The sequence below is a fragment of the Cyanothece sp. BG0011 genome (genome assembly GCF_003013815.1).
GTDB lineage: Bacteria > Cyanobacteriota > Cyanobacteriia > Cyanobacteriales > Microcystaceae > Crocosphaera.
Genome location: NZ_PRLH01000002.1, coordinates 42,203 through 66,727, shown reverse-complemented (window position 1 = coordinate 66,727; position 24,525 = coordinate 42,203). Strand labels below are relative to the sequence as shown.

Here is a 24,525-nt window from a genome sequence, read left to right as displayed (position 1 = left end):
CCAAAAAGACCTTCTGTCTATCATAGCAAATCTATTAATCTAACACCCATTGGAGTTGAGTGCTGGATTGATGAACAAGAAACTTTTGTTCCTCGATAAAGATTTAAAAATTGAGTGGCTTCTCTACAGTTTAAGGGTTCACTTAATAAATAGCCCTGGGCTTCTTGACAATCTAAGTTTTCTAATAAATTGAGTTGTTGATGAGTTTCAACCCCTTCTGCAATAACCCGTAAATCTAAACTATTTCCTAAAGTAATAGCTGCTGAAATAATAGCAATGATCTCTGGTTTTTCGGTGAGTTCTTGAAGGCAAGATTGAGCAATTTTTAAGGTACTAAAGGGAAATTTGGGTAAATGATTAAGGCAAGAATAACCAATTCCAAAATCATCCATTGATAAATGAACCCCTAGTTTTCTTAAGTCTTGTAACACTTGATAAGCGAGTTCTGAATTAGCAAGAATGGCTTTTTCTGTTATTTCTAATTCAAGCCAATGGGGATCAAGTTTTGTTTCTTGTAATACTTGTTTAACAGTATTAACAAAATTAGGATCTTTTAATTGCAGTGGAGACAAGTTAACGGACATAATAAAATTAGGTAAGCCCATCTCTTGCCAGGCTTTATTCTGACGGCAAGCCTCCCTTAAAATCCACTCTCCCATGATTAAAATCGAATCAGTTTGTTCAGCAACAGGAATAAATTTTTGGGGATTAATTTGACCTAATTCTGGATGATTCCATCGCACTAATGCTTCAAATCCTGAAATTTCTCCTGTCTTTATTTTAACTTGTGGTTGATAATATAGTTCTAATTGTTCCTGGTTTAATGCCTGTTGTATTGCGGTTTTTGCTTTTAATAATTTAGAAGCTTTCGGATCAATGGTTAACTTTAGTTGTTTATCCCCTGAAACCATCTTTTGTTTATGATTTAATAAAGCTATTTCTGCTTTTTGTAAAAGAGGCTGACTCTCTTCTCCGTCTTGAGGATACATTGCATAACCAAAGCTATATTCTAAATATAAGGGAGTTTCAGGCAATTCTAGGCATTGACTAATATTATTTAAAATTCTCTGAGTGATTTTTTCAATATCATCCTCCTGGCTAATTTTCGGTAATAAAAGAATAAATTCATCATCTCCCCAACGGGCAACAATATCACTACTTCTTAAACTAGATTTAAGCCGTTGAGCTACTTCTACTAATATTTGATCACCCAGAGAATAACCCCAGTTTTTATTAATGGCTTTAAAATGATTAATATCGAATAAAATAATTGCCATTGATGTTTTATACTGTTTAGCATTTTTTAAAGAATTTAATAAGTATTCTTGCCATAAAACTTTGTTGGGTAATTGGGTTAAATTATCTTGATATTCTTGAGCTTGAAGGGTATCTTTAGGATCAAAATGTTGAGAATCACAATCAAAATCGATATAAGGTTCGGATAAGGTATATTGACCATTAACTTCGGAGGAATAATGGGCTAGTTTCTGAGGTTTGCTACTAGAAATATCCGTAACTGTATTTGACCATTCATGACTTGCATAATAGGTGGCATTCACTTCACAACCAAAGTTAATTAAGTCTCCATTTCTTAACTCTTTAATTAAGCATTTTTCTCCGTTGACATAAATTCCGTTACGACTTTTATTCCCATCTAAATCTCCATCAATAATCCAGTAAGAATAGGTATTACTATCACGATTTTTCCGTTTCATTAATGTACCATGACGACGGGAAGCTTGTTGAGAATGAATAACAATAGAATTATTAGTATGTCTGCCAATAGAATAGGTTTCTTCTTCTAAGGAAATAGTTTGTCGATATTTTTGATCTTCAATAACGATCAGATGGCGGTCTTCTTGACGATAATTTATCTGGGTGTTCATAATAATTAAGGGATAAATTGGGTATAAAAAAAGTAAATTTTTTAAAAAGTTAAGCTTCTAGAAACCCTAAAAGTTTCCGTTGACTAAAATTGTTGATTTGCTCTCTATTTTTAGTTTGTTTGAGTAGAGTATTCTGTTGTCTAGAAAATTCCTCAACATTAATAATAATAGAATTGTTAGGATATCATCCGATGAAATATGGAAGTTCCTCAAGATAAAAAACTTGTTGCTCCTGAGTCTAATTACAGACTAAGATATGTTGTCTATTTTTTTCTATCAGATAGACCATGCTAACAGTAAGAAAGATGAGAGAAATGGGTTAATGACTGAAATCACTACTCAAGTTATCATTAATTATGAATGATGAATCGGTATTTTCCACTGATCAAAATCCTACTGAGATGGTGATCTTAATCACCTCAGAGGTGTTATCTTAAGTCATCATTTCAGTAAATTTACTTGAATCTTTGCTGAGTTAACTCAATGGCTAAATTAATGGCCGCTTTAAGGCTGGTGTCTCTGGCAATGCCTTTTCCAGCAATATCAAAGGCGGTTCCATGATCAGGAGAAGTCCGAATAAAAGGTAAACCAATGGTAGTATTAATCGCTTGATCAAAGGCCATTAACTTAACCGGAATTAGCCCTTGATCATGATATAAAGCTAAATAAGCATCGGCTGGATTCTTCATCGTTAATGTGGGTTGATCCCTAGAAGGATCGCCGGTTTGTCCCACTTGTAAAGGGTTGCCATACCAAGCTTTTGCCGGTTTGACCCACATCGTATCGGGAGGAACTAAGCCCTGTAATTCTACATTGGGATATTGTGTTTTAGCTGTTTCTAACCAAGACAATAACCAGTCTTTTTCTTCGGTTCCTAATTGGCCATTTTCTCCACTATGGGGGTTTAATCCTGAGATAACAATTTTAGGATTTTCAAGGCCAAAATCTTGCCGTAAACAGTTAATTAATAGGTCTAATTTCAGGGACATTAATTGAGGAGTTAACGTCTGAGAAACTTGATTTAAGGGAATGTGGGTGGTGACTAATAAGGTTCTTAAGGTCCAACCCGTATAAGGCGATCGCCCGACAAATAACATTCCAAAGCGATCAACTTGGGCTTTTTGGGCTAACACCTCCGTTTGTCCAGGATAATGATAGCCGGCGGCCTTCCAACAAGACTTGGCAATGGGGGCCGTAACAATGCCATCAAACTTGCCCTCAAGGGTATGGTCGATCGCCTTCTCTAAATAGATAAAACTGGCTTTTCCACTGGCAGCATTACCACAACCGGGGATAATCTGGCTGAGGGTGTTAGAGTCAAAGGGAATGTCTATCATTGATAAACTATCGACATCCGCTAGGGGTTTTCCCGTTGAGTGTAATTGCTGATAGGTTTGATGCAGTAGCGATCGCGTTCCGATGACGGTAAGATCACAAGTTTCGGTGAGAGTAGGATCAGCCAACGCCTTGAGAATAATTTCAGGTCCAATGCTGGCGGGATCTCCCATGGTTAGGGCTAAATGAGGCCGTTGACGCTGTAGAGAGTCAGAAGAGGACATCTTGTGATTTTACCTTGGTGTTTTACAATACTTATAGGATGATGGGTTAAATTTAGCTAAACTTGATGAGCCTTTACTGTAAGGGTAATTTCAATGATAAGCTAAAACTGTCAGGCAATTATTAATATTTATCCATTCAATTAGGAGAACAAAAATGACTGCTGAAAGCATGATGTTTAACGGGGCTGTTATCTTAATCGTTTTAGTTCTTTTCGGCTTAGCTTGGGGCTTTCTCATGCTTAAAATTCAAGGAGGCGAAGCTGAGTAAGCGATAACGGTCAGGAGGAAATTGAGTCAGATGCTTCAATTTCTTCCTTAATTTTAACCCATTTTGTCGAGAAATTATCAAAAGTCTTTATCATGAGTGATGTTACCCCTTCTATTGAATTTTTTGTTGGTATTTCTGAAGAATTAAGTAATGTTAGGTTACGACGGAGTAAACAAACTGGAATTCGTAATGTCTTGATGATTTTTGAGAATTTAAAATCCTTAGAACGATTTAGAAGTTACACAACCCAAACCTACGGAGATTTGCGCTTAATTGATTCCGAAGGAGAAATTAGTGTCACTCCCTCTTCTTTAAAAATTATTTGGGGAGGGGATGAAGGGGACGAATTAAAAGAAGTTAGATGTGGATTTGATATTGAAAAAGACGAGCATTGGGATCGATTTATGCGTTTTATGGAACGTTACGCAGAAGCCAATGGCATGGCCTATCAAGATAGTTAATCATTAATAATTGAGCAAGTTTAAATGATGAATCTTTCTGAAACAAATAACAGTGAAAACCAGCCCAATCTTCCTCCTAGTAATCCCTCAGAAATTAAACAATCATGGAGTTTTTGGACGGTTTTTAGTTCAACTTTTTTGACAATATTTTTAGCAGAAATGGGGGATAAAACCCAGTTAGCCACTCTATTAATCAGTGCAGAATCTCAGTCTCCTTGGGTGGTATTTGCCGGAGCAGCATTGGCGTTAATTGCGACTAGCTTATTAGGGGTCTTAATTGGTTATTGGTTAGCCCGTCGTTTATCGCCGAAAACCTTAGATATAGCGGTAGCTTTGTTATTATTAATTATTACAGGGTTACTGGTAGGAGATATATTAAATAGTTAAGGTAATTTTAATGATGGATTGGCAATTACTTGGATTAAGTTTTATTACTGTTTTTTTAGCCGAAATTGGCGATAAAAGTCAACTAGCAGCGATCGCGTTAGGGGGAAGTTCTAAGTCACCTCGCGCTGTATTTTTCGGGTCAATTACCGCTCTAATTTTAGCTAGTTTTTTAGGGGTAATTGCGGGAGGAACCATTGCCCAATTTTTACCCACTAAAGTCTTAAAAGCAATGGCTGCTATTGGTTTTGCAATGATGGCGTTACGGTTATTGTGGCCAGACGTTGATGAAGAGTAAACTCATATCTTGCACCTTCGCTAACACCCCCCTTTACAAGGGGGGCAGGGGGGGTAGGCAAGAGGCAAGAGCGGTGAGACCCCGCGCCTTCGCATCTGCGCAAGGGAACGCTCACCAAGACAGGCAAAAGTGTTCAATTTTGATGCTAAATTATTCACAATTGACTACCTTGTCATAATTATTAAGTTTATTTGTTTTGGTGCAAGATGTGAGTAAACCCCCTTTCTAATACTCGTCAAGATTAGCAGTCAGTAAAATGAAGAATTTATACAATAAAAAATCACCTAATTGATATAATCAAATTAGGTGGAATAAACTTATAGATTTCTCGTTGAGAGGGGAGTCAACAAGAAGAGAAATCAAGGAAAAGTTTGTGATGGACAGAATTAAATTTATCTATTGGATTTTGGTTGGTTTGCTATTGAGTTTTTCAACTATGTCCCTTGTTTTGGGAGCTTCTGAAACTAATCATAGTTGGAGTTATGAAGGAGCCAATAATCCTGAGCGATGGGGAGAAATCAGCATTGAATATGAAACCTGTTCAAGGGGATTATTTCAATCACCCATTGCTTTAGCCTCATCTAATTTAATCAGAGACAACGGAAACATTGAAACCCATTATCAAGCCACTCCTTTGGTAATTAATAATAATGGTCACACCATACAAGTTAATTATCAACCCGGAAGTTATGCCATGATTAATGGTGAAAAATATGAATTAAAACAGTTTCATTTTCATACCCCTAGTGAACACACTTTAAATGGTCAAAAAAGTGAGATGGAACTACATTTAGTTCATCAAAACGAGCAAGGAAATATTGCCGTGATTGGCCTTTTTATCAAGGAAGGAAAACCAAACCCAACCCTAGCAACAATTTGGGAAAATCTCTCGCCAAGAGAAGGGATACAAGAAGCTAAAGAACAGAGGATTGATGCCAGTCATTTTATCGACAATCATGTGACTTATTTTCATTATCAAGGCTCATTAACCACACCGCCTTGTAGCGAGAATGTGAACTGGAATGTTATCCAAGAACCCCTAGAAGCATCAAGGCAACAAATTGAGCAATTTATGAACTTATATCCCATGAATGCTAGACCGATTCAAGAACACAATGATCGTGTAGTTGAATTGATCATGATCAATCACAGTCATAAATAGTAAGGTTAAAGGGTCGGTTTAACACCCAAATGCTCCAGCATCAGTTGAAAGACATCCACTGAGTTAATCGCCTCTTGTGGTAACAAGTTTGACTGATGGGTGATGAACACGGGACAATCTTGGGGAGATTGGGGGAGATGGCCATGAGAACCTTTAACCAAATTAGCATTTAAGGGAATCATATCCATCAGATAGCGAAATCCTAATTTTTTCTGCAATAGCTTTAAGGCAATTTTCCCTTGAGGAATCGCAATTTCGGGATCAATGAATAATTCTACGGGATCATAACCCGGTTTACGATGGATATCAACGGTTCTAGCAAAATCGGGAGCGCGTTGATCATCTAACCAGTAATAATAGGTAAACCAGGCCTCCGGTTTAGCCACTGCCACCAGTTCCCCTGCACGCTCGTGATCAAGATGGTATTTTTGCTTACCCGTCTCATCCAGCACCCAATCAATGCCCTCTATCTCTTCTAACAAACCCTTTACCTTGGGTAGCAGCGTCGGTTCATTAACATAGACATGAGCGAGTTGATGATCAGCCACCGCAAACGCTTGACTCGCACCAGCATCGAGGAGTTCTAACCCCAACTCCTCACGAACCTGCAACAGTCCGGCTTCCCTCAAGATGCGATTAATGTGAATGGGTTTATTAACCGGGGTTATACCATATTCAGAGAGAATAATCACCTGAGTCCCTCTTTCTTCGTAGAAATTGATCAATTCTGCGCATAAGCTATCGATTTCTTGGAGATCCCGACTCACTTGCCCCACATCACAACCAATTTTTTGCAAACAATAATCGAGATGGGGTAAATAAATCAACGTTAAGGTAGGACTAACGCGATTTTCTACCCATTTCGCTGATTCAGCAATCCACTGACTTGACTCAATGGACGTTGCCGGTCCCCAAAATTTAAACAGGGGAAACTGTCCGAGTTCAGCCTGAAGTTGGGGGCGTAAATCCGCCGGTTGAGTGTAAATATCAGGAATTTTGCGCCCATCGGCCGGATACATGGGGCGAGGGGTTACCCCATAGTCCACCGTAGAGTACATATTGTACCACCAGAACAAATTAGCGCAGGTAAAGGAGGGATCGATTTTTCGGGCTACGTCCCAAATTTTAGGAGCCTGTACCAGTTTATTGGACTGTCGCCAAAACTTGACTTCACATTCATCCCGAAAATACCAACCGTTGCCCACAATACCGGTTTGGTTGGGCCATTGTCCCGTTAAATAGGTACTTTGGGCGGTACAAGTGACGGCCGGGAGAACCGGTTTAATGGTAGCAACTTGTCCTTGACTCATCCAGCGTTTGAGGTTAGGGGTTTGCTCACCGATTAATCGTAAACTCAAACCAACGACATTGATAACGACTGTTCTTTTCATATTGTTTAAAGTCAAATATTATGAGGATAAAGCAGACAAAATCCATTCATATTCCCGTTTGATGGAGGTCAATAGGTCCAGTTTCATTTCTGGGGGCAACACTTCCCAAGTGTAGGTTTCAATTTCGAGGTGGTTGCACTGGGGTGCTTGAGACAGTTGTTGGAGAATGTCAATAATATGATCTTGGGTGGAATTAAAGGGGGGATAGCGATCGATGAAAATGGGAACATGGAAATGGGTTCGCCATTCTGTGGCAGCGGTGTTCATTAACTCAGGGAGCGCATTTTGGAGGTCTTGATAATGGTGCACGGTCCCGGATGAGTCTTTTTCAATCACCTGATGGAGATAAGTGGACTCAGCAAATGGCTCTAGGTGTTGCCTTAACACTTGTCGCTGGGCTTGCTCCGGGGGAATAGGAATACGAATGGCTGAACTAATTTGAAACTTACCAATGGCAATACCGGCCTTATGGAACTTAGCTAAGGCCATGGCCGGATCTTCGTATTCCACGGCAAAATGACAGGTATCATAACAGATACGAATATGTCGTCGTAGCCATGTCTGGGCCAGGGTGGGTGTTACCCCATAGGTTTGCTGGAGGTATCCTTGCCCGACCGGTAAAAGCCAGTTTTGAAAAAAGGCGATCGCTTCGTCGGTGTTTTCCAGGAGCGCGTCGGGTTCGGGTTCAAGATCCAAATGTAGAAGCTTTCCTGTTTCCTCTTCTAATGTAGCCATCTGTGCAGCCATCTCAGCTAACTGAAAACTACTCCCTTCAAAAATCGTCGAGAGTTGGCCGGGGTTGGACTGCCACCAAGGTTTATAAGATAAAGGGACGGTCGAAATGCCCCCATCGATGCCTTCGGGTAGCAGGGCGGCTAATATTTTCACCAAACCCTGAGTATAGCTCAGGCGATCGCCTTGAGACCAGTCAGGACGATAAACCTCATCTTTGACCACTTGACGATGAAAGCCACCGTAAGGAAATCCGTTTATGGTAAAGACATAACAGTCTTGGGTGGTTAACCACTGTTTCAGTTGGTTTAACTTATCTGCTTGTTGCAGTTCCTCACTGGCCCTCTGGGCCAAACGCAGTCCAATGCCAAACGGGTTATGGGGAGCGAGTTCTTTTTTAAGTTTTGGGATGTAAGTTTTTAGGTTATTAAAAACAGCCCCCCAATCTTCTCCTGGGTGAATGTTCGTACAGTAGGTTAGATGGTAAGGGCGATCGCCGTTTTTAGTTGGATGGATCAACATTTTCCCTGTGGTCAACTCTAAGGCTAAATAAGTCACCCCTAGGTACATTTATCCTATGGGTTTAGGTTGATTATGATGATAATCTCTTTTAAGTTAACTCATAATTCATGGCTGCTCAAGATTCATGAACCGCAGACTCACTCGATTGGGCGAGATAAATGCCTGTTAGAATAATCAAAAAACCCAGGCCTGTGATTGAGGTTAAACCTTCTGCAAAAATGAGCCAAGCTAACATGGCACTCACAATGGGTTCTAATAAGAGAAACATGGCAATAAAACTAGAAGAAAATTGATCCAAAGAATAGGCTAATAATCGTTGTCCTAACCCTTCGGAAATAATTCCTAATCCGATGACAGCTAACCAAGTTTGCCAGGTATGGGGAAATAATTTTCCTTCAGTCAATAGCACAAAAGGCAATAATAAAAAGCTCCCAATTCCACACCGCCACAGTAAAATTGTTGTAGCAGAAAAGCGACTTCTTAACTGTTCAACGATTAAAAAATACATCCCCAAAAAAACCGCCGATAATAAGGCATAAAAATCTCCAATTAAATGACCATTTGTCCCCTGTAAATCTTCTAATCCTAGAAAAATTGCACCCGATAACGCCAAAATCATTCCGAATATAAATTTAGTATCAAACTGTTTTTTAAATAACAACCAAGCCGTAAGACTGGTAAAAATAGGAGTCATATTATTTAATAGCATACAGTTAGCCACACTAGTATACTGTAAGGAAATTGCCCAAAGTCCTAAGGAGGCAATGGACATCAGACCGACTAATAATAAAAGGAGCCAATGGGTAGGAGTTAAAGCTGATTCAATTGAAATAGTTTCAGGAGAATAAAATCGTTGTCTAATGGTTTGAGCTAAACCAAAAACCATAAAAAAGATACACAATCGATTAAAAACAGTCCCATTAGCTCCTAACTCAACTTCACTTAAGCGAATAAAAATAGGAGCAAAAGAGATAGAAATTAAAGCAATTCCTAAAGTTACAAATGGCATCAGGTTAACTCTAGTGTTAGCTTGAGACGTAAGTTTGAGTTGCATCATTTTTCTCGAAGACTCCCATTGTTAAGTATCCATAAATAAGGGGTTGAGAAACAATTTCCCTAACCCCTAAACCATCACTCCTAAATCTTTACAATTAACTAGGTGGTAGGAAACAAACTGGTTGGCTGTTGTTGCGCTAAAAATCTTTGATTAACCACTTCTTGGAAAGCATTTAAATCCTTTTGCCAATCATCAATTCCTTGCTTTAATTTAGCAATCACTTCTTGAGGATTTTCAGCCGCTAAATTATAGTTAAAATTACCAGCAAATAATAAAGCAGGAATAGCAGATTTATCCGGCATTTGAATTTTAGCTTCATTAATACTGAGGCTAAATTGACAGCGATCGAGTTGATAGAGTAAATTTAAACCAGCTTGTAAGGGTGCATTGCCATAATTTTGCCACTCACCAGGGGATAAAAGGTTTTGAGTAATGAAGTTTCTAGCACCTTGATCATTTCCTGGAAAGGGAACTAAACTTTTAGGGGTAATGGATAAGCCTTGATACTCTGCACTGGAGAGTTTGTCTACATATTGACGAGCGACATTAGGAATATTCAGTTCATCGGGTTTTTTGGTTCCGAGAGATTCCATAAAGGTAATGGTGCGAGGTTGAGCAACGATACTGACACCATTTTGAAAGGTAACTTGTGAAAGATTTTGTCCTAAAACCGGTTGTTTGCCTAATTCCCACTCATTAGGGACAATTCCTGTTTGCTTGAGAAACTCTTGAGAGAGCATGGTGGGATTAAGATTTTTGGCCGAGATAGCGATCGCTAATTCTTGAATTTCTCGAATTTCTAGGGGTTTTTTTTGCGTTTGATCCGATGGAGTTGCCATAATATTTCCCTTAATGGTTTCTAAATACGCCACCATAGTCTGGCTATTCTCAGTTTACGGGTTAAGGGGCCTCTCCATCGTTCTTCATTAAAAAATGTTAAGTTATATTTCAGCGACGGCTCTTTCTATTAAGCGTCTGGCTAAGGTTTGGGTGCCGGTATGTTCATAATAATTGGTGGTCATGTCTAAAAAGGCTGCAAAATAATCTAACTTATCTTCTGAATATTCAATAAAGTTGCTCAAGCGATCAAACAGTCCCTCTCGACTAATCTCTTTTTTATTAACAAATCCTGACATCCAACCCTTAACTGAGTCAAAACTTTCTCCGATAAAATCCAGTTGATTACTGGTTTTATTGCCGGGTAGACCTTCTTTGATATCCTTATAAGTCCCATTATTCTCTAATTCTTTGGGAGAAAGATTATTAAGGGTCGACTCCACCTTCATAATAAAATCAGGGCCCAAGGGAATTAAACCATCTAAACAGACTAAAGCCGCCATTCTCATCAAAGATTCTCCGCTATAATCTCCTAAAGAGGCGACAAAATCCCCGATACTATCCCCTGGAATGCCATTAATTTGACAAAAGGCCACTACTTCGGTCACTAATTTTAAAGATAAATCAAGGGCTTGGACTTTATCGGAGTTGGGGGTAAGGCGGTTTAAAAAGCCTAAAAAAGAAACTTTTTCGCCGATTTTATTGGCTAAGGCCGCCGCACCTAAGGCACTGTCACTCCTATCGATGGTTTGATATAACCAGAGGGCCCTTTGATAGCCTTGGGATTTATCATTAAACAGATAAACCGCGCGATCGCCGATTTGTTGGATCATCTCCTCATCGGTTTCCCCTGTGACGGTACGGATGGTATTTTCAAACCCTACCAAGTTGTTCCATTCCCCAGGAACCACATAATCAAGGGTTTTTAAGACCCTGACGGTCATGTTATTGGTGGGTAATTCGTCTACAATTTCATAAATAGGTTTACTCATAATACCTCGTGGCAATCATTAACGTATGACACAACTGTATCTTATTCGTCATGGCATTGCAGTGGAGCGAAACCCTTCACTAAAAGACGAAGCGCGTCCTTTAACGGAACGGGGAACGGAAAAAACCCAGAAAGTCGCTCAACGGTTAAAAGAGATTCAGATTAAATTTGATATTATTTTGACCAGTCCCCTGCTCAGAGCGCGTCAAACTGCTACAATCTTACAAAACGCAGGCTTAACTGATAAGTTAGAGGAATTTAGCCCCCTTTCTCCTGGCGGAAGTCCTCAGCTTTGGGTTGATTGGTGGCTAAATTCTCAGTATCATCATCATAACAGCAGCCTCGCTGTTGTGGGTCATCAGCCCGACTTAGGCAACTGGGCAGAAATCTTCCTTTGGGGTCAGGTTCAAGGCACGTTAGTGGTTAAAAAAGCAGGAATCATCGGGTTGAATCTCCCCCTATCCAGTAACCCTGTGGGAGAAAGTGAGTTATTTCTATTAACCCCCCGAAGTTTTTCCTTTAAAAAGCGGGTGACGCGATTCGAACGCGCGACATTCACCTTGGCAAGGTGACGCTCTACCACTGAGCTACACCCGCATTTTTCAATGCTAAATCTTAGTATCCCATACCATTCAAAAAATGTCAAGCTTAAATTAGAGAAGCACGACGTTGATCTAACCACTGTTGTAAAATGATGGTGGCAGCTAGGCGATCGACTAAGCCTTTATTATGGCGAGAATACTTTTTTTGCGCCTTTAAGTGAGTTTCTGCTTCAACGGAGGTCAGTCGTTCGTCGATATACTCTACGGGTAATTCTAGGGCTTTAGAGAGACGTTTGGCGAATTTTTGGACTTTTTTGGCTTGAAACCCTATGGTTCCGTCCATGGAATAGGGAAGACCAATGACTAATATTTGCACCTCTCGTTCTTTGACCAATGCTTGTAACTGTTGAACATCTTGAGGAAATGATTGACGTTCGATAGTGGTTAACCCTGTCGCTATCAACCCGGTTCCGTCACATCCTGCTACCCCGATGCGTTTTTTACCCACATCTAACCCTAATGCAGAAATTCGCTCCATGATTTCTTTATAGTAAACTGTGTGTCAAATCAGTAATCCCCAGGTAACTTTATCCTATGGGTTGCAATTTTATCAGTTATATTTGATTTTACCTTGGCTTTGTCGTTGATTGTTGACTGGAACTTGTTTTACTATGATTAAAAATTATCAAAAAATTGCTCTTTTTTTCTTATCCTTAAGTTTAACTGGATTATTAGGAAAATCTTCTTCAACGGAATCTTTTGTTAATCAATCTTTTCAAGGATGGTTTCTTAACTTGATACAAGATACCCAAAGGCAACCTCCTCAGCAAGTAATTGAAAACCCGGCTATTTATAATTTTTTTACTCAAAATACGGCTCAATTTATAGACCCTTGTCAACCCAAAACTTCAGAACCTAATTTTTTAGTCATTGGAGGTGGTGCCAGTCCTGAATCTAACGAAATTGCTTTAGAAAAAAACATTCTTTATTTTCAACGAACCCTAAAAAATATGGGATTTCAGTCTCCAGCAACTACGGTATTTTTTGCTAATGGTAATAATGGAGAAGCAAGTATTCGTTACCTTAATCCTCAAGGTAAAGAACAGTTTAAAGTTCCTAATATTCCAGGGTTAAATGGTTCAGCAAGTCTCAAAAATATTAATGGGTGGATTGATAAAATCAATCAAAATCCAGTGACTAAAAAACCTATTTTTCTCTATTTTACGGGTCATGGAATTCTCAATGAAAGAAATAGTAACAATAATGCGTTAATGCTGTGGAATAATACCCCTGTTACCGTAGAAAAGCTATCCAATACTTTAGATAAATTACCGCAAGATAGCCATATTGTTACGATGATGGCTCAATGTTTTTCGGGGTCATTTGCCAATTATATTTATCAAAATGGTAATCGAAATCAAGGATTAAGTCAACAAACAAGATGTGGCTTTTTTGCTACGATTAAAACCTTACCCTCTGTGGGGTGTACCCCTGAAGTGAATGAAGCTGATTATAAAGATTATAGTTCGAGTTTTTTTGCTGGATTAAGTGGGGTTAATCGCATTGGTAAAACCGTTGCTTCTGCGGATTATAATCAGGATGGCAGAATTAGTTATTCTGAAGCTCATGCTTTTGCTAAGGTAGATGAGAAAACCTCTGATTTACCGGTATCTACTTCTGAAGTTTGGTTACAAGAAAAAGCGAGTGAAAAAGATATTGAACAGTTATTTGATACTCCAATGACTGAATTAGAAAAAAATGCTCGTCCTCAACAAAAATATGTTATTAATTCTTTAGTTAATTTATTTGAGTTTGACCTCAATAAGTCTTATGTAGAAAATTTAGAAACCCTACAATCTTATCAAGTAGCAACTACAGTACAAAAAGCTTATAAAATTAGGCTATTAATGGAACTTTTAAATGTAAAAATGGAGCAGAAAGTTCGCCAAGGTAACAATCAAACAGATATCACTATTTTAGACCGTTTAATTGACTGTGAATCAAGTTCATGGAAATAAATATAGCAGTTCCCATACTGGTGAGTTACAAAATTTTCTAGTTTTAGGAGTCTCCGAGTCAGACATTAAATATTAGGTGTACCTCATGAGTTTGAGAAAAGCTATAGATAATTATCAACCTATTTACTAAAGTTATGAATGCTTGTTAACATTATTACCTAAATTTTCAATTCTAAACCCTGGTGCTTGATAATCTTTGGGTAAATAGTTAGAAGGAATTGTATTTTGATTACCATCTCGAAGCGCAGAATAATGAGGAGATAAAATTTCAATGTCTGACTCGTTACATTTATCCTGAATATTTTGATGAATGTCGGAATAAATCTCAAATAATCGACGGGTTTTTTCTGTATAAACATTCAATTCATAACTCACATAAAAGTCGTCTAAACTGGTTTGTAAAACGAAGGGTTTAGGTTCTTTTAATAAGGAGTCTGTAACATCAGCTGCAGCTAATAAAACTTGATGAACTTTGCGCCAAGGAACATCATAACCTAAGGTAATTGTAGTAGAAATAATTAAGGGTATTCCTGTTTCTCTTGCTGAGGCACTAAAGTTAATCACATTACTATTTAATACTGTTGCATTAGGTAAAGTAACAATGACATTTTTTGGGGTACGAATGCGAGTTACTAGCAATGTTTTATCTTCTATATCACCAATAATATCACCAATTTGTACACGGTCTCCTAATTGAAATGCACGGGTATAAATTAAGATTACACCCCCTACAGTATTCGCTACAGCAGAAGTTGAACCCAAGGAGAAAAGAACCCCTAAAAATACAGAAATCCCTCGAAAAGCAGGAGAGTCAAACCCTGGTAAATACGGAACAGCAACCACCGCAGCTAAAGCGATAATGAGGAATTGTAAAATATTATAAGTTGGGGTTGCCCAATCTTGATAAAATCCAGGTATGGTAATATTCCCTCGTTCTAATTCCTTGAAAACAAACTTACAAAAACGGATAATATAATAGGTGGAAACAGCAATTAACCCAATCATAAAAATGTTGGGAATATAGTTAAGCACCGATTCAGAAATATATAAAACTGCTTTAAAAATATAATCAAAAATTTGTTGTGATATTTTCCGAGTTAAAGGGAAAAATCTCAGAATAAAAGGAATATATAAAAAGAGTATTAAAAGAACAAGAATAACTCGAATTGTTTTGATAACTGCGATTAAAGTATTTGTTACTTGTGTTGAACTAATTAAATTGACATTTTGGATTCTCAAACTAGGAATGACTGTGTCTTTCCACCTATTTAAAAGATTAAATATTTTTGGAAAAACGAGATCCATTAGTGTAAAAATCAATAAAAGGGATAAAGTAGCAAGTAAAGTCCAAACTAAGCTAAAAATTTTCGCAATTAAGGTTCTTTCTTCTCTAAATTGAGTGATAGAAGTTTTGATAATTTCTAAATATTCTTCTGATAATTCTTGACGAGTTTTTCTAGCAGCGTTAGCATCTTCTTCTGTTAAGGTAGCTAAAATTGTATCTTCTGCGATGATACTGGTAATATTATCTTGCGTTTCTAATTCAATCGACTCAACCGATAAAGAATTATCTTCGGCGAATGTTTCTAACCTATGAGTAATCGTACTAGCTCTTTCTTCAGAGGAAAATGAGCCAGTAGGTGCTTGTATTTTAAATAAAATGTCGTCGTTTAAAATTACAGGATAACCATCAATTTTATTTGCTGTTTCTTGATTATCTTGTGCATAAACGAAAGGAGATACAACAATAGATAAGGTGATCACTAAAACAAGTAAAAAATTTTTTAATTTCTTTCTCATAGTTGTTAGAAACAATTGATTTATATTTAAGATAATTATCGATTCAACCAACTTTTTAAATCTTCGATATTAGAAAAATCAAAAATAGCTTCTCCTAACGCTTCAATTTTTTCAATTTCTAATTCTTGAATTTGGGTTTTTATTTCAGGTTCAATGGTTCCTAGTTTCCGTTCAATTAAACGGATAACTAAGTTTTTTTCTCTCATGATTCCCTGTTCAATTCCCTGTTCAATTCCCTGTTGCATCCAACTGGTAACAAGTTCCATAACATCCTCCTGTTCTTGGGGTAAAAATGTGTTTAACTCTGATCTAAAAATGCTTTCTTCTACTGGATTTAACGTCAAATACGTATCAATAAATCCTGAAATTAATTGCATTCTAGCTGGATCTAATTTCAAGGTTACTAATAACCTTAAACATTGTGCTTTAACTTTCGCACGATCTTGATCAGCTATTTTCATTTTAGCCATTAATGCTGATGCAACTGGATTAGGTTGATCGATAAAATCTCTCCAATTTAATCGGTTAAGTTGCACCACGCGATAGTTAAAGTCTAACACTTTAAAATCAGGAAATTCAATCTCGTATTTATTTTCTGCTGCTTTTTGAGGATAATCATAGGAAAAGATAACAATGGGATAAATGGGTAACACAAACTTTTCATGAAGACGAGCAAAATAGGAAAACATTCGTCTATTAAAGTTTGTTTGAGAACTCGATTGTGCTTCAATATGAATTAAGAAAAAAGGTTGAAAGGAGTTCTTTAAATAAGCGATCGTGATCAACCATTTTTTTGTTAACTTCCTGCACGATCTTGTAATTCTTGACTCATATAAGAGCGATCGCCTAATTTTTTCAACAAAGGACCATGTAACCCAAATTCAATAACACTCACCGAGGCTGCTAACATATCAATACGGTCACGATATCGACCCAAATCAATGCCTAATAAATGACACAAAATAATTCTAATTGTCGTTTTATGAGCAACGACTAACACCTTTCCATCAGGATAGTTTGCTTCAATTTCTGATATAACTAACATGGCACGACTACCCACTTCTACGGCAGTTTCTCCATCGGGGGGAGGGTTCCAAGCAGGTTCGGTCATCCAATCAATATATGCCTCTAAATCATGCTCTTTAACCCAGTCACGGGTGCGATTTTCCCATTGACCAAAATCCATTTCTTTGAGTCCATCTTTAATCTGCATTTCCATTCCGGTTGCCTCACAAAGAGGTTTTGCAGTGGCAATAGTTCGCTTCATGGGACTAACATAAATAGCAGACCAATCAAAAGATTGATAAGCATCAGCAAATGCTTTTGCCATTTCTTTTCCTTGAGGGGTTAAATCAGGATCAAGAGTGCCACAAAAACTATCTTTAAGACTACTTTCTGTTTCACCGTGACGCAAAAAATATAACGTTAAACTCATGATAATTTTCCTCTCATTTAACTATGAGTGAATGACTTGTCGTTAGTTTAAAATATAATCGTCTCAACTCTATCCATTTCAAGTTAAGACTTCGATAAACCATGATACAAGAACACTCATTGAAAAATGGATAACTTGAGAACCATCGAAAACCAACAGAAGTTATAAACTAACCAAAATAGTCAGATTAACCGCTAACCTTTATTATTGTTGAGATAGGGTTATAACCAACGATTGTAATTAATGATGACATTTCGAGAAGAATTTGAACTGCTACTACGGGCCTGTTACCCTTTAATCTATATTTCCACCAGCGAAGAAGAAAGACTAGAAAATGCGATCGCTCAATCAGGCCAAACCATGCAAAACCGCACGGTTTATACTTGGGACTTCGTAGACGGTTATCAAGATAACCCCAATAACGAAGGAGTCGGCAGACGCAACCCCCTCCAAGCATTAGAATTTGTCGAAAATTTGCCCAATAATATCGGCGGAATCTTCATTTTAAGAGACTTTCAACGCTTTTTAGAAGATGTTTCCATCTCCCGAAAACTGCGAAACCTCGCCCGTAGTTTAAAATCTCAACCCAAAAATATCATTATTATTGCCCCACAAGTCCAAATTCCCGACGAATTAACCGAAGTCCTTACCATCCTTGACTTTCCCCTTCCCACCGGCACAGAAATCAAAGACGAAATAGAACGTCTTCTAGGAGCCACAGGACAACCTTTATCGGATACTTTAATAGATGAATTAGTCAGATCGGCACAAGGACTATCCTTAGAGAGAATACGCCGTGTTTTGACCCTTTGTATCGCCAGTCATGGACGTATTGAACCCGAAGACGTAGAACTTATTTTAGAAGAAAAACGGCAATCTATCCGTCAAACCCAAATTTTAGACTTTTACCCGGCTACCGAACAAATATCCGATATAGGCGGGTTAGACAACCTCAAAGACTGGTTATTGCGTCGAGGTGGGGCATTTAGCGAAAAAGCAAGGGCTTATGGTTTACCTCACCCTAGAGGACTGTTATTAGTGGGTATTCAAGGCACCGGAAAATCCCTCACCGCGAAAGCCATTTCTCACCATTGGCATTTACCCTTATTACGGTTAGATGTGGGGCGACTGTTTGGGGGGTTAGTGGGAGAGTCCGAGTCTCGCACCCGTCAAATGGTCAATTTAGCAGAAGCGTTGGCCCCTTGTGTGTTATGGATCGATGAAATTGATAAAGCCTTTGCTGGTGTGGAAGGAAAAGGAGACGGAGGCACCACTAGCCGTGTGTTTGGGACCTTTATCACCTGGTTAGCCGAAAAAAAATCCCCCGTGTTTGTCGTCGCCACCGCCAACAATATCAAAGCTTTACCCCCAGAAATGCTACGCAAGGGCCGCTTTGACGAAATTTTCTTTGTGGGTTTGCCTACCCAGAGGGAACGAGAAGCGATTTTTAACGTCCATCTATCTAGACTGCGACCCCATAATCTGAAAACTTACGACATCAAGCGACTCGCTTATGAAACCCCAGATTTTTCGGGGGCAGAAATTGAACAAACCTTAATCGAAGCTATGCACATCGGATTTAGTCAAAACCGTGACTTTACCACCGATGATATCTTACAAGCAGCAAGTCAAATTATCCCCTTAGCCCGAACTGCCCAAGAAGAAATTGAATTTTTGCAGCAGTGGGCTGCAGCCGGAAAAGCCCGGTTAGCCTCTCGTCAAAGTAGTTTAAATTCTTTGACTCCTTAAGAAATAAATTACGTTTGAATAGTGGCTAAATAAGGGGAATTAACGTTAAGATTCAACTTTAAAAGTTATATCCTATCCTGTTATCATTATGAATCGTTTATCTGGTGTTTTTCAATTTTTATTAGGATTTTTCCTCGGTATCTTTCTATTAGTGGGGGGAACGGCTTCTTTAGCTTATGTCGTCTTTGCGCGGATGAATGCTAACCCCGAAAAACCCACCTTTGCTGAAGAGAAACCCCCAGAAACCACCGCTAAAGCTGAAACGCAACCGGTTGTTAATAAAGAAACCAAAACCCAACCCGTTGAGGAAGTCGTGGCTAAAGAACCTGTCATTGAAGAAGAAACAGAGGAAGAAACAGAAGACTTACCCGACGGGGCCTATCGGGCAAAAGTGACTTGGTCAACCGGTTTAAGTGTGCGATCGCAACCTGACTTAAATGCCGAAAGAATTGGCGGTGTTGAATACGATTCTGAGGTGATCATACTACAAACCACTGCGGATGGAGATTGGCAGCAAGTTCGTCTCCCCAACTCTCAACAAGAAGGTTGGGTGAAGGCCGGCAATGTCGAAAAAGTAGAACAATAATTAAGTAGGGTGGGCAATGCCCACCTTTTTTTTGCTGATAACGTAGTTGGTAATTTAATATTATAAGCAAACTAACAAAGTAAATTTCTGTTTTACGGGTTGTAGTACATACATTAAGGAATTATAACTTAAAATTCGTTAGCAAAAAATGCTATAAAATTAATTCGTGAAGATGGTTTTTTGTGTTAATTCAAATTATTTTTAAAATAATCTATCATGACTGCTTCAACCACAGGCACACTCACAGAATTTCCTAATTGTTTATAGGTAGCTCTATCGTCAGGATGTAATTTAAAACTATCAGGAAAACCCTGTAATCTTGCACATTCTCTAGGGGTAAGTCTTCGGGGCTTATTATTAGTAACAATCCCTAATCTATGAGCATCGGCACTGGTTAAGGTAATAGATATACTATCAGGATCTAAAAATTTAAACACTTCAAAGGATAAATTACCACAAACTGGTCCATATTTTCCAGATTCCTCTTTAAGATAACCTTTAGCCAATAAGCTAGTAATAAGTGTTTCTAAATCGTCATTAAAGTAGAATGTTTTGATTTGTTCTAAAGTTAAACTTTTACCATCTTGATGAGTTCCAAAAACTTTTTTTCTACGATTCGCAATTAATAAATTCATCAAATTTCTTTCGGCATTAGTACATTCTCCTTTAATTCCTAAATCCCAAGAATGTAAAGAGTTTCCTCCTCTAAAATCAATTAGTCTTGTTCCATGTAATTTATTAAAGTTTTCTTTTACAGCACGATTTAATAAGTTAGTAAAATCTTGAGAACAAAAGTATTTTTCTTGTACCTTATCCTCTAAAATATCTTTCACGGTTAGGGGTTTAATCGGATGATGGATGGGAGAAAACAAATTACCTTGAATAGCATTTTTTTTAAACGAATGAGAATCAATTGCACCTTTATCTGATTGAATAGTTAATTTAGGTTTACTTCCTTTTTTTCCTAAAATATAGATTCTAACTCTATTTTGAGGAACATTAAAATTACTACTATTTAATAATAAATATTCAATACCGTAATCTAAATCATTCAATTTACTGATAATAGTTTTTAAGGTTCTTCCTTTATCATGAGTAACTAAGCCTCTAACATTTTCTAACAAAAATCCGTCAGGTTGATACTTTTTTAGTATTTTTTCAACTTCAAAAAAAAGAGTTCCTCTAGTATCTCCAAATCCTTGATGTTTTCCTGCATAAGAAAAAGGTTGACAAGGAAATCCTGCCAAGAGAAAATTAAAATATTCTATTTTATCTATATTTTTAATATCTCCCTTGGGGAATTCATTAAAGTTTAAATTATAAGTTTCACAAGCTTTATGGTCAATTTCAGAACTTAAAATACAATGGGTTTTTATTTTTAGTTGTTGACAAGCTAATTCTAACCCTAATCGCATTCCCCCAATACCAGCGAAAATATCAATAAAATTAATCATATTAAACTATCTCTAATAAAGTTTCCTAATACTTTAAATTCTGTTTTTCTATAAGCAATTGTACAATCACTGTATTGACAAATTTTGGTAATAGCTGAGCTTCTTTGAAAGTTGCCTGCTCCATCAATAATATAAGCAATTTTATAACCGTTTTCGTGCATCAACCTTTGACGGTTTTTTGCTTGTGCTGCTTTTCTCTCAATTGTACTATTTGTTGTTACTTGAAAACTTACTTCAATTCCTACCATTTTATCATTTTTCTCAACAACTATATCAAAGGGCATTCCTAGATTATTTTCATAACCTTCTAAGTTGATTTTAGCATTACTGGTAATTTTATAATTTTTCCCTAAATAACTTGTAAGAAATTTTATTACTGTTTTTTGTGCAACTTGTCCTAAAGTATTCGCTGTTGCTCCTCCAGTAATTCTACTAACTGTAATATACTTTTGTTTAATATATCTATCGAGTTCTTGTTTTCTTCCTAGTAAAGCCCCAATTTCACATTTTTCTAATCCTGCTTGTTCTGATACTTCTGTGCTACTACCATAAAGCAAAATCATAATAATATCTTTTTTAAAATCATCTAAAGGTTGATAATTCATTAAAGTAGATCCATCAATACCCAGTTTTTTATTATTAAGAGTTTTTATAGGTAATTTTTTAAACTGATAAACGTAATCTTTCTCTCTCCAAGAAAATTTCATAGTAGATTTATTATCTGGTTTCTTTACAGGAAAAATAGCCTGAAAATTTTTGTTTAATCTAGATAAGGGTTCTCCCCCATAATCAGCTAAAATAACAAGATGTTTTAAAAAAAGATTGGCAGAAAATTGAGCAGCATTGATAACTTCAAAAACTTGTTCAGGACTTTGAGTACAAAGTGTCAAAATAGAGATAAATTGCTCTTGTCTTTTTAAGAGTGTTGGAATAATACTAGCGGTTGCACTTTCTGTTAATAATTCTTCTGGCCACCAAATGGCCGCAACCTCTCTAAGTTCGTTAATATTTCTCCTATATTTTTTGAGTCTTGTATTTGCCATTAACTTGATGAGTAAAGTTAGTTTATTCATTATAAACATTTGCTACTCAACTGAAAAACGCTATCATTGGCCTATCGGCTAAAATTAGTCTATAGTTAGTGATGAACTTAAATAATATGGTTTTAGTAACTTACAAATGGTCTATAGATAAATGGCATGAATTGGTGAATTCTGGAGTTCTAGAAGACCAAAAAGTGGAGTTATTAGAAGGTGATATAGTCGAGATGAGTCCAGAGGGAGTTGAGCATAGTTTTACTAACGAAAGCATTGTTATTTATCTACGAAACAAGCTATCAGAATTAGCTCATGTGAGAGAATCTCATCCTATTACATTAGACAATTCTGAACCGGAACCCGATATTGCAATTGTTAGATTGCCTTTAACTCTTTATCGTACCCATCATCCCTATGCAGAAGATATTTATTGGTTAATAGAAGTGTCTCAGCGAACCCTTAAGAAAGACTTAGAACAGAAAGTTCTGACTTATGCTCGTAATAATATCTCTGAATATTGGGTAATCGATCTCAAAAATAAAAAGTTAATTGTTCATACTCAACCTAGCAACGATCAATATTTGCAAATCGTTGAATATCAATCAGGAATAGTAACCCCTCAAGCCTTTGCTAATATCGAGATCCCCATCGAAAATTTATTGTTATATTAATTCTAAAACGAGAATCATAAGAAGCCCATTTAGGGCGATCGCTTATTTTTGCAACCCTACCCTTCTCTTCCTCTAGTGGGATGTAAGAATTGAGTTATTTTCTTACTTTAAAAATAGATGGAAGTCAAGAGATTTTTACAAAATTTATGAATAGCTTAAAAGAAAAACTGACTGTATTTACCAGTCTTCTGGGCATGAGTACCCTATTAATTACTCCTGCGGCAATGGCCAATACCCATACCTCAGACTCAATGAGGGAAAATACATCTACACAGATGACTAATCAAGATTATCAAAGTCAGATGGAAAATAATCTTGTCGGTGTAGCCACCAACAGCAATCAATTTAATACTTTAGTTAAAGCTATAGAAGCTGCCGGATTAAAAGATACATTAGCCCAGGGAGGCCCCTACACAATTTTTGCCCCTACCGACGAAGCCTTTAATGAGTTACCCGATGGTGCGTTAAACTATCTGCTTCAACCAGAAAACCAAGATGTGTTGAAGGAAGTTCTTACCTATCATGTTGTTTCAACAGAAGTGACTGCCAGTGAACTCTCAACGGGTACGGTAAATACGCTTGGTGGTGGGGTTTCTGTCTTAACCCATTCTGAGCAAGTGATCGTTAATAATGCCAGTGTGGTCAATCCTAATATTGAGGCAGATAATGGAGTCATTCACGCTATTAATCGAGTGTTAATGCCCAGGGAATTGCGAGAACGTTTAGTCTCCAAACTTCAAGCACAGCAATAAAAAAACGAGATTGGCAAATTAGTTTCATAGTATAAAACTAGAGAGAAGCCAGCTTTTAGGGACAAGTTTCTTAAAAGTCGGTTTCTCTCTCAGGATTTTTCAGGGGGTGAGGTAGCAAATCTGTTGGCAGCTATATAATTTCACGATGAAACTCATATTTATTAAAACAATATTCAGAATGAATATCCCAATTTCTGCCATTATGAATTAATAAAGTTATTTCATTAATCATAAAATTGTAGTAAATTTCTTTGTCTTTGAATTCTGACCAAGCTTGATAAAAATTCTTTTTCGTTAAATCTCGAAAAGCAACGGTTAAATGAGGCGCAAAAGGACGACTTTTAGACACCTGATGAACAATATTTAAAGAGGATTCTAAATGAGTCATTAATGATTTTTGAAGGGATAAAAGTTCAGAGGTTTTTAAGACATCGATATAAATAACACGGGGTTTAAAGGCAGAAAAACCCTTTAAAGTCATAGAAAAAGGTTGTTGAGATTGTGAGAAATTATTTAATTCTTGAGTTAATTTTGATAAGTCTTCTATCTCCCATTCAAAAGGCGGTTGTAAGGTAACATGAGGGGGAGACTTTAACGCGGCTTTACTGTTATAAACATCTTTAAAATATTCTTTGATTTTGGTGGCTTCTTCTTGTACATTCTGAGGAGGAAGCAGGGCAATAAAAAATCTTTTTTTTGAAGGCTTTTTTTCATTAGTCATTTTATTTCTAGACGGAGAAATAGGGTTTCACACCACCCCAACGAAGTCAGAAGCGATGAGATTTAAAAGAAACTAGAGATAGTACAAAAGTTCGTTCCTGTTCTTGAGGTGATACAGTTGGCTTGGTGTTGACTCATCCTCGCTCTGATCGATCTTAATTCATCACTGTCATGACCTTATCTTGACCATAATCTTTTCTTAATTTGTGTCTT

The 24,525-nt window shown here is 37.3% G+C and carries 24 protein-coding genes, 1 tRNA gene and 1 pseudogene; 11 read left to right on the top strand and 15 right to left on the bottom strand.

What is annotated here, in order from left to right; genetic code table 11:
- Positions 1 to 20: 20 nt before the first annotated feature.
- Complete coding sequence (locus C4E06_RS00865) at positions 21 to 1,886, bottom strand: EAL domain-containing protein (protein ID WP_107666341.1); 1,866 nt, start codon at positions 1,884 to 1,886, stop codon at positions 21 to 23.
- 455 nt (positions 1,887 to 2,341) lie between these two features.
- Complete coding sequence (pdxA, locus tag C4E06_RS00860; protein WP_107666340.1) at positions 2,342 to 3,445, bottom strand: 4-hydroxythreonine-4-phosphate dehydrogenase PdxA; 1,104 nt, start codon at positions 3,443 to 3,445, stop codon at positions 2,342 to 2,344.
- 154 nt (positions 3,446 to 3,599) lie between these two features.
- Between pdxA and C4E06_RS00855 the strand changes: the two genes are divergently transcribed.
- The 5 genes from C4E06_RS00855 to C4E06_RS00835 all read left to right on the top strand — a co-directional run bounded on the left by C4E06_RS00855 (position 3,600) and on the right by C4E06_RS00835 (position 6,018).
- Positions 3,600 to 3,713 (top strand): PetM family cytochrome b6-f complex subunit 7, encoded by a 114-nt coding sequence (locus tag C4E06_RS00855; protein WP_008276900.1) that lies wholly within the window; start codon positions 3,600 to 3,602, stop codon positions 3,711 to 3,713.
- A 92-nt stretch (positions 3,714 to 3,805) separates the two neighbouring features.
- Positions 3,806 to 4,174, top strand: a complete 369-nt coding sequence (gene psb28 / locus C4E06_RS00850) for a photosystem II reaction center protein Psb28 (RefSeq protein ID WP_107666339.1) — start codon at positions 3,806 to 3,808, stop codon at positions 4,172 to 4,174.
- Between the two features lie 27 nt (positions 4,175 to 4,201).
- Positions 4,202 to 4,561, top strand: coding sequence for a TMEM165/GDT1 family protein (locus C4E06_RS00845; RefSeq protein ID WP_107666338.1), 360 nt, complete (start codon positions 4,202 to 4,204; stop codon positions 4,559 to 4,561).
- 13 nt (positions 4,562 to 4,574) lie between these two features.
- Positions 4,575 to 4,856, top strand: coding sequence for a TMEM165/GDT1 family protein (locus tag C4E06_RS00840; RefSeq protein ID WP_107666337.1), 282 nt, complete (start codon positions 4,575 to 4,577; stop codon positions 4,854 to 4,856).
- 436 nt (positions 4,857 to 5,292) lie between these two features.
- Positions 5,293 to 6,018 (top strand): carbonic anhydrase, encoded by a 726-nt coding sequence (locus C4E06_RS00835; protein ID WP_198648190.1) that lies wholly within the window; start codon positions 5,293 to 5,295, stop codon positions 6,016 to 6,018.
- A 5-nt stretch (positions 6,019 to 6,023) separates the two neighbouring features.
- On the opposite strand, the gene C4E06_RS00830 is transcribed toward C4E06_RS00835, so the two are convergent.
- From C4E06_RS00830 to C4E06_RS00810, 5 genes are all read right to left on the bottom strand, one after another.
- Positions 6,024 to 7,409 carry an alkaline phosphatase family protein gene (locus tag C4E06_RS00830; RefSeq protein WP_107666335.1) on the bottom strand — a complete coding sequence of 462 codons (1,386 nt, stop codon included), beginning with the start codon at positions 7,407 to 7,409 and terminating at the stop codon, positions 6,024 to 6,026.
- Between the two features lie 18 nt (positions 7,410 to 7,427).
- Complete coding sequence (gene eboE / locus C4E06_RS00825) at positions 7,428 to 8,663, bottom strand: metabolite traffic protein EboE (RefSeq protein WP_107666368.1); 1,236 nt, start codon at positions 8,661 to 8,663, stop codon at positions 7,428 to 7,430.
- Between the two features lie 115 nt (positions 8,664 to 8,778).
- A complete protein-coding gene (locus C4E06_RS00820; protein WP_107666334.1) occupies positions 8,779 to 9,720 on the bottom strand; it encodes a DMT family transporter in 942 nt (313 codons plus the stop codon).
- 98 nt (positions 9,721 to 9,818) lie between these two features.
- Complete coding sequence (locus tag C4E06_RS00815) at positions 9,819 to 10,559, bottom strand: hypothetical protein (protein ID WP_370051169.1); 741 nt, start codon at positions 10,557 to 10,559, stop codon at positions 9,819 to 9,821.
- A 102-nt stretch (positions 10,560 to 10,661) separates the two neighbouring features.
- Positions 10,662 to 11,549, bottom strand: a complete 888-nt coding sequence (locus C4E06_RS00810) for a hypothetical protein (RefSeq protein ID WP_107666332.1) — start codon at positions 11,547 to 11,549, stop codon at positions 10,662 to 10,664.
- Between the two features lie 25 nt (positions 11,550 to 11,574).
- Between C4E06_RS00810 and sixA the strand changes: the two genes are divergently transcribed.
- Positions 11,575 to 12,120, top strand: a complete 546-nt coding sequence (gene sixA, locus C4E06_RS00805) for a phosphohistidine phosphatase SixA (RefSeq protein WP_107666367.1) — start codon at positions 11,575 to 11,577, stop codon at positions 12,118 to 12,120.
- Here the strand turns inward: sixA and C4E06_RS00800 are convergent.
- Positions 12,074 to 12,145, bottom strand: a tRNA-Gly gene (locus C4E06_RS00800). The two genes, sixA and C4E06_RS00800, sit on opposite strands and share 47 nt — an antisense overlap.
- A 51-nt stretch (positions 12,146 to 12,196) precedes the next feature.
- Positions 12,197 to 12,628, bottom strand: a complete 432-nt coding sequence (gene ruvX, locus C4E06_RS00795) for a Holliday junction resolvase RuvX (RefSeq protein ID WP_107666331.1) — start codon at positions 12,626 to 12,628, stop codon at positions 12,197 to 12,199.
- A gap of 133 nt (positions 12,629 to 12,761) precedes the next feature.
- On the opposite strand from ruvX, the gene C4E06_RS00790 reads away from it, so the two are divergent.
- Entirely contained in the window at positions 12,762 to 14,108 is a 1,347-nt protein-coding gene (locus C4E06_RS00790; RefSeq protein ID WP_198648188.1) for a Caspase domain-containing protein, read from the top strand.
- A gap of 132 nt (positions 14,109 to 14,240) precedes the next feature.
- Here the strand turns inward: C4E06_RS00790 and C4E06_RS00785 are convergent, their stop codons facing one another.
- The 3 genes and pseudogenes from C4E06_RS00785 to C4E06_RS00775 form a co-directional block, all read right to left on the bottom strand.
- The gene (locus tag C4E06_RS00785) at positions 14,241 to 15,908 is read right to left on the bottom strand and encodes a mechanosensitive ion channel family protein (RefSeq protein ID WP_107666330.1); all 1,668 of its coding nucleotides are present in this window, start codon (positions 15,906 to 15,908) and stop codon (positions 14,241 to 14,243) included.
- A gap of 35 nt (positions 15,909 to 15,943) precedes the next feature.
- Positions 15,944 to 16,660 (bottom strand): annotated as a pseudogene (locus tag C4E06_RS00780) (Rpn family recombination-promoting nuclease/putative transposase); the annotation flags it as partial.
- Positions 16,661 to 16,704: 44 nt separating this feature from the next.
- Positions 16,705 to 17,343, bottom strand: coding sequence for a histidine phosphatase family protein (locus tag C4E06_RS00775; protein ID WP_107666329.1), 639 nt, complete (start codon positions 17,341 to 17,343; stop codon positions 16,705 to 16,707).
- A gap of 246 nt (positions 17,344 to 17,589) precedes the next feature.
- Here C4E06_RS00775 and C4E06_RS00770 point away from each other — a divergent pair, with 246 nt between their 5' ends.
- Together C4E06_RS00770 and C4E06_RS00765 are read left to right on the top strand one after the other, a co-directional pair.
- On the top strand, positions 17,590 to 19,092 hold the full coding sequence (locus C4E06_RS00770) for an AAA family ATPase (RefSeq protein WP_107666328.1): 1,503 nt from the start codon (positions 17,590 to 17,592) through the stop codon (positions 19,090 to 19,092).
- 88 nt (positions 19,093 to 19,180) lie between these two features.
- The gene (locus tag C4E06_RS00765; RefSeq protein WP_107666327.1) at positions 19,181 to 19,678 is read left to right on the top strand and encodes an SH3 domain-containing protein; all 498 of its coding nucleotides are present in this window, start codon (positions 19,181 to 19,183) and stop codon (positions 19,676 to 19,678) included.
- A gap of 185 nt (positions 19,679 to 19,863) precedes the next feature.
- On the opposite strand, the gene dcm is transcribed toward C4E06_RS00765, so the two are convergent.
- Together dcm and C4E06_RS00755 are read right to left on the bottom strand one after the other, a co-directional pair.
- Positions 19,864 to 21,132: a DNA (cytosine-5-)-methyltransferase gene (dcm, locus tag C4E06_RS00760; protein ID WP_107666326.1), complete on the bottom strand. Its 1,269-nt coding sequence runs from the start codon at positions 21,130 to 21,132 to the stop codon at positions 19,864 to 19,866.
- Positions 21,129 to 22,205, bottom strand: coding sequence for a DpnII family type II restriction endonuclease (locus C4E06_RS00755; protein ID WP_198648186.1), 1,077 nt, complete (start codon positions 22,203 to 22,205; stop codon positions 21,129 to 21,131). The genes dcm and C4E06_RS00755 overlap by 4 nt, the downstream gene beginning before the upstream one ends.
- 86 nt (positions 22,206 to 22,291) lie before the next feature.
- Between C4E06_RS00755 and C4E06_RS00750 the strand changes: the two genes are divergently transcribed.
- Together C4E06_RS00750 and C4E06_RS00745 are read left to right on the top strand one after the other, a co-directional pair.
- Entirely contained in the window at positions 22,292 to 22,840 is a 549-nt protein-coding gene (locus tag C4E06_RS00750) for a Uma2 family endonuclease (protein ID WP_107666364.1), read from the top strand.
- Positions 22,841 to 22,986: 146 nt separating this feature from the next.
- On the top strand, positions 22,987 to 23,592 hold the full coding sequence (locus C4E06_RS00745; RefSeq protein ID WP_107666325.1) for a fasciclin domain-containing protein: 606 nt from the start codon (positions 22,987 to 22,989) through the stop codon (positions 23,590 to 23,592).
- Between the two features lie 130 nt (positions 23,593 to 23,722).
- Here the strand turns inward: C4E06_RS00745 and C4E06_RS00740 are convergent, their stop codons facing one another.
- Positions 23,723 to 24,313: a 2'-5' RNA ligase family protein gene (locus C4E06_RS00740; RefSeq protein ID WP_107666324.1), complete on the bottom strand. Its 591-nt coding sequence runs from the start codon at positions 24,311 to 24,313 to the stop codon at positions 23,723 to 23,725.
- Positions 24,314 to 24,525: the final 212 nt, after the last annotated feature.

What these genes read in the sequence shown, in the direction of transcription:
- C4E06_RS00865 (WP_107666341.1), bottom strand. Translation starts at nt 1,886, where the DNA reads ATGAACACCCAGATAAATTATCGTCAAGAAGACCGCCATCTGATCGTT.
- pdxA (WP_107666340.1), bottom strand. Translation starts at nt 3,445, where the DNA reads ATGTCCTCTTCTGACTCTCTACAGCGTCAACGGCCTCATTTAGCCCTA.
- C4E06_RS00855 (WP_008276900.1), top strand. Translation starts at nt 3,600, where the DNA reads ATGACTGCTGAAAGCATGATGTTTAACGGGGCTGTTATCTTAATCGTT.
- psb28 (WP_107666339.1), top strand. Translation starts at nt 3,806, where the DNA reads ATGAGTGATGTTACCCCTTCTATTGAATTTTTTGTTGGTATTTCTGAA.
- C4E06_RS00845 (WP_107666338.1), top strand. Translation starts at nt 4,202, where the DNA reads ATGAATCTTTCTGAAACAAATAACAGTGAAAACCAGCCCAATCTTCCT.
- C4E06_RS00840 (WP_107666337.1), top strand. Translation starts at nt 4,575, where the DNA reads ATGGATTGGCAATTACTTGGATTAAGTTTTATTACTGTTTTTTTAGCC.
- C4E06_RS00835 (WP_198648190.1), top strand. Translation starts at nt 5,293, where the DNA reads ATGTCCCTTGTTTTGGGAGCTTCTGAAACTAATCATAGTTGGAGTTAT.
- C4E06_RS00830 (WP_107666335.1), bottom strand. Translation starts at nt 7,409, where the DNA reads ATGAAAAGAACAGTCGTTATCAATGTCGTTGGTTTGAGTTTACGATTA.
- eboE (WP_107666368.1), bottom strand. Translation starts at nt 8,663, where the DNA reads ATGTTGATCCATCCAACTAAAAACGGCGATCGCCCTTACCATCTAACC.
- C4E06_RS00820 (WP_107666334.1), bottom strand. Translation starts at nt 9,720, where the DNA reads ATGATGCAACTCAAACTTACGTCTCAAGCTAACACTAGAGTTAACCTG.
- C4E06_RS00815 (WP_370051169.1), bottom strand. Translation starts at nt 10,559, where the DNA reads ATGGCAACTCCATCGGATCAAACGCAAAAAAAACCCCTAGAAATTCGA.
- C4E06_RS00810 (WP_107666332.1), bottom strand. Translation starts at nt 11,549, where the DNA reads ATGAGTAAACCTATTTATGAAATTGTAGACGAATTACCCACCAATAAC.
- sixA (WP_107666367.1), top strand. Translation starts at nt 11,575, where the DNA reads ATGACACAACTGTATCTTATTCGTCATGGCATTGCAGTGGAGCGAAAC.
- ruvX (WP_107666331.1), bottom strand. Translation starts at nt 12,628, where the DNA reads ATGGAGCGAATTTCTGCATTAGGGTTAGATGTGGGTAAAAAACGCATC.
- C4E06_RS00790 (WP_198648188.1), top strand. Translation starts at nt 12,762, where the DNA reads ATGATTAAAAATTATCAAAAAATTGCTCTTTTTTTCTTATCCTTAAGT.
- C4E06_RS00785 (WP_107666330.1), bottom strand. Translation starts at nt 15,908, where the DNA reads ATGAGAAAGAAATTAAAAAATTTTTTACTTGTTTTAGTGATCACCTTA.
- C4E06_RS00775 (WP_107666329.1), bottom strand. Translation starts at nt 17,343, where the DNA reads ATGAGTTTAACGTTATATTTTTTGCGTCACGGTGAAACAGAAAGTAGT.
- C4E06_RS00770 (WP_107666328.1), top strand. Translation starts at nt 17,590, where the DNA reads ATGACATTTCGAGAAGAATTTGAACTGCTACTACGGGCCTGTTACCCT.
- C4E06_RS00765 (WP_107666327.1), top strand. Translation starts at nt 19,181, where the DNA reads ATGAATCGTTTATCTGGTGTTTTTCAATTTTTATTAGGATTTTTCCTC.
- dcm (WP_107666326.1), bottom strand. Translation starts at nt 21,132, where the DNA reads ATGATTAATTTTATTGATATTTTCGCTGGTATTGGGGGAATGCGATTA.
- C4E06_RS00755 (WP_198648186.1), bottom strand. Translation starts at nt 22,205, where the DNA reads ATGAATAAACTAACTTTACTCATCAAGTTAATGGCAAATACAAGACTC.
- C4E06_RS00750 (WP_107666364.1), top strand. Translation starts at nt 22,292, where the DNA reads ATGGTTTTAGTAACTTACAAATGGTCTATAGATAAATGGCATGAATTG.
- C4E06_RS00745 (WP_107666325.1), top strand. Translation starts at nt 22,987, where the DNA reads ATGAATAGCTTAAAAGAAAAACTGACTGTATTTACCAGTCTTCTGGGC.
- C4E06_RS00740 (WP_107666324.1), bottom strand. Translation starts at nt 24,313, where the DNA reads ATGACTAATGAAAAAAAGCCTTCAAAAAAAAGATTTTTTATTGCCCTG.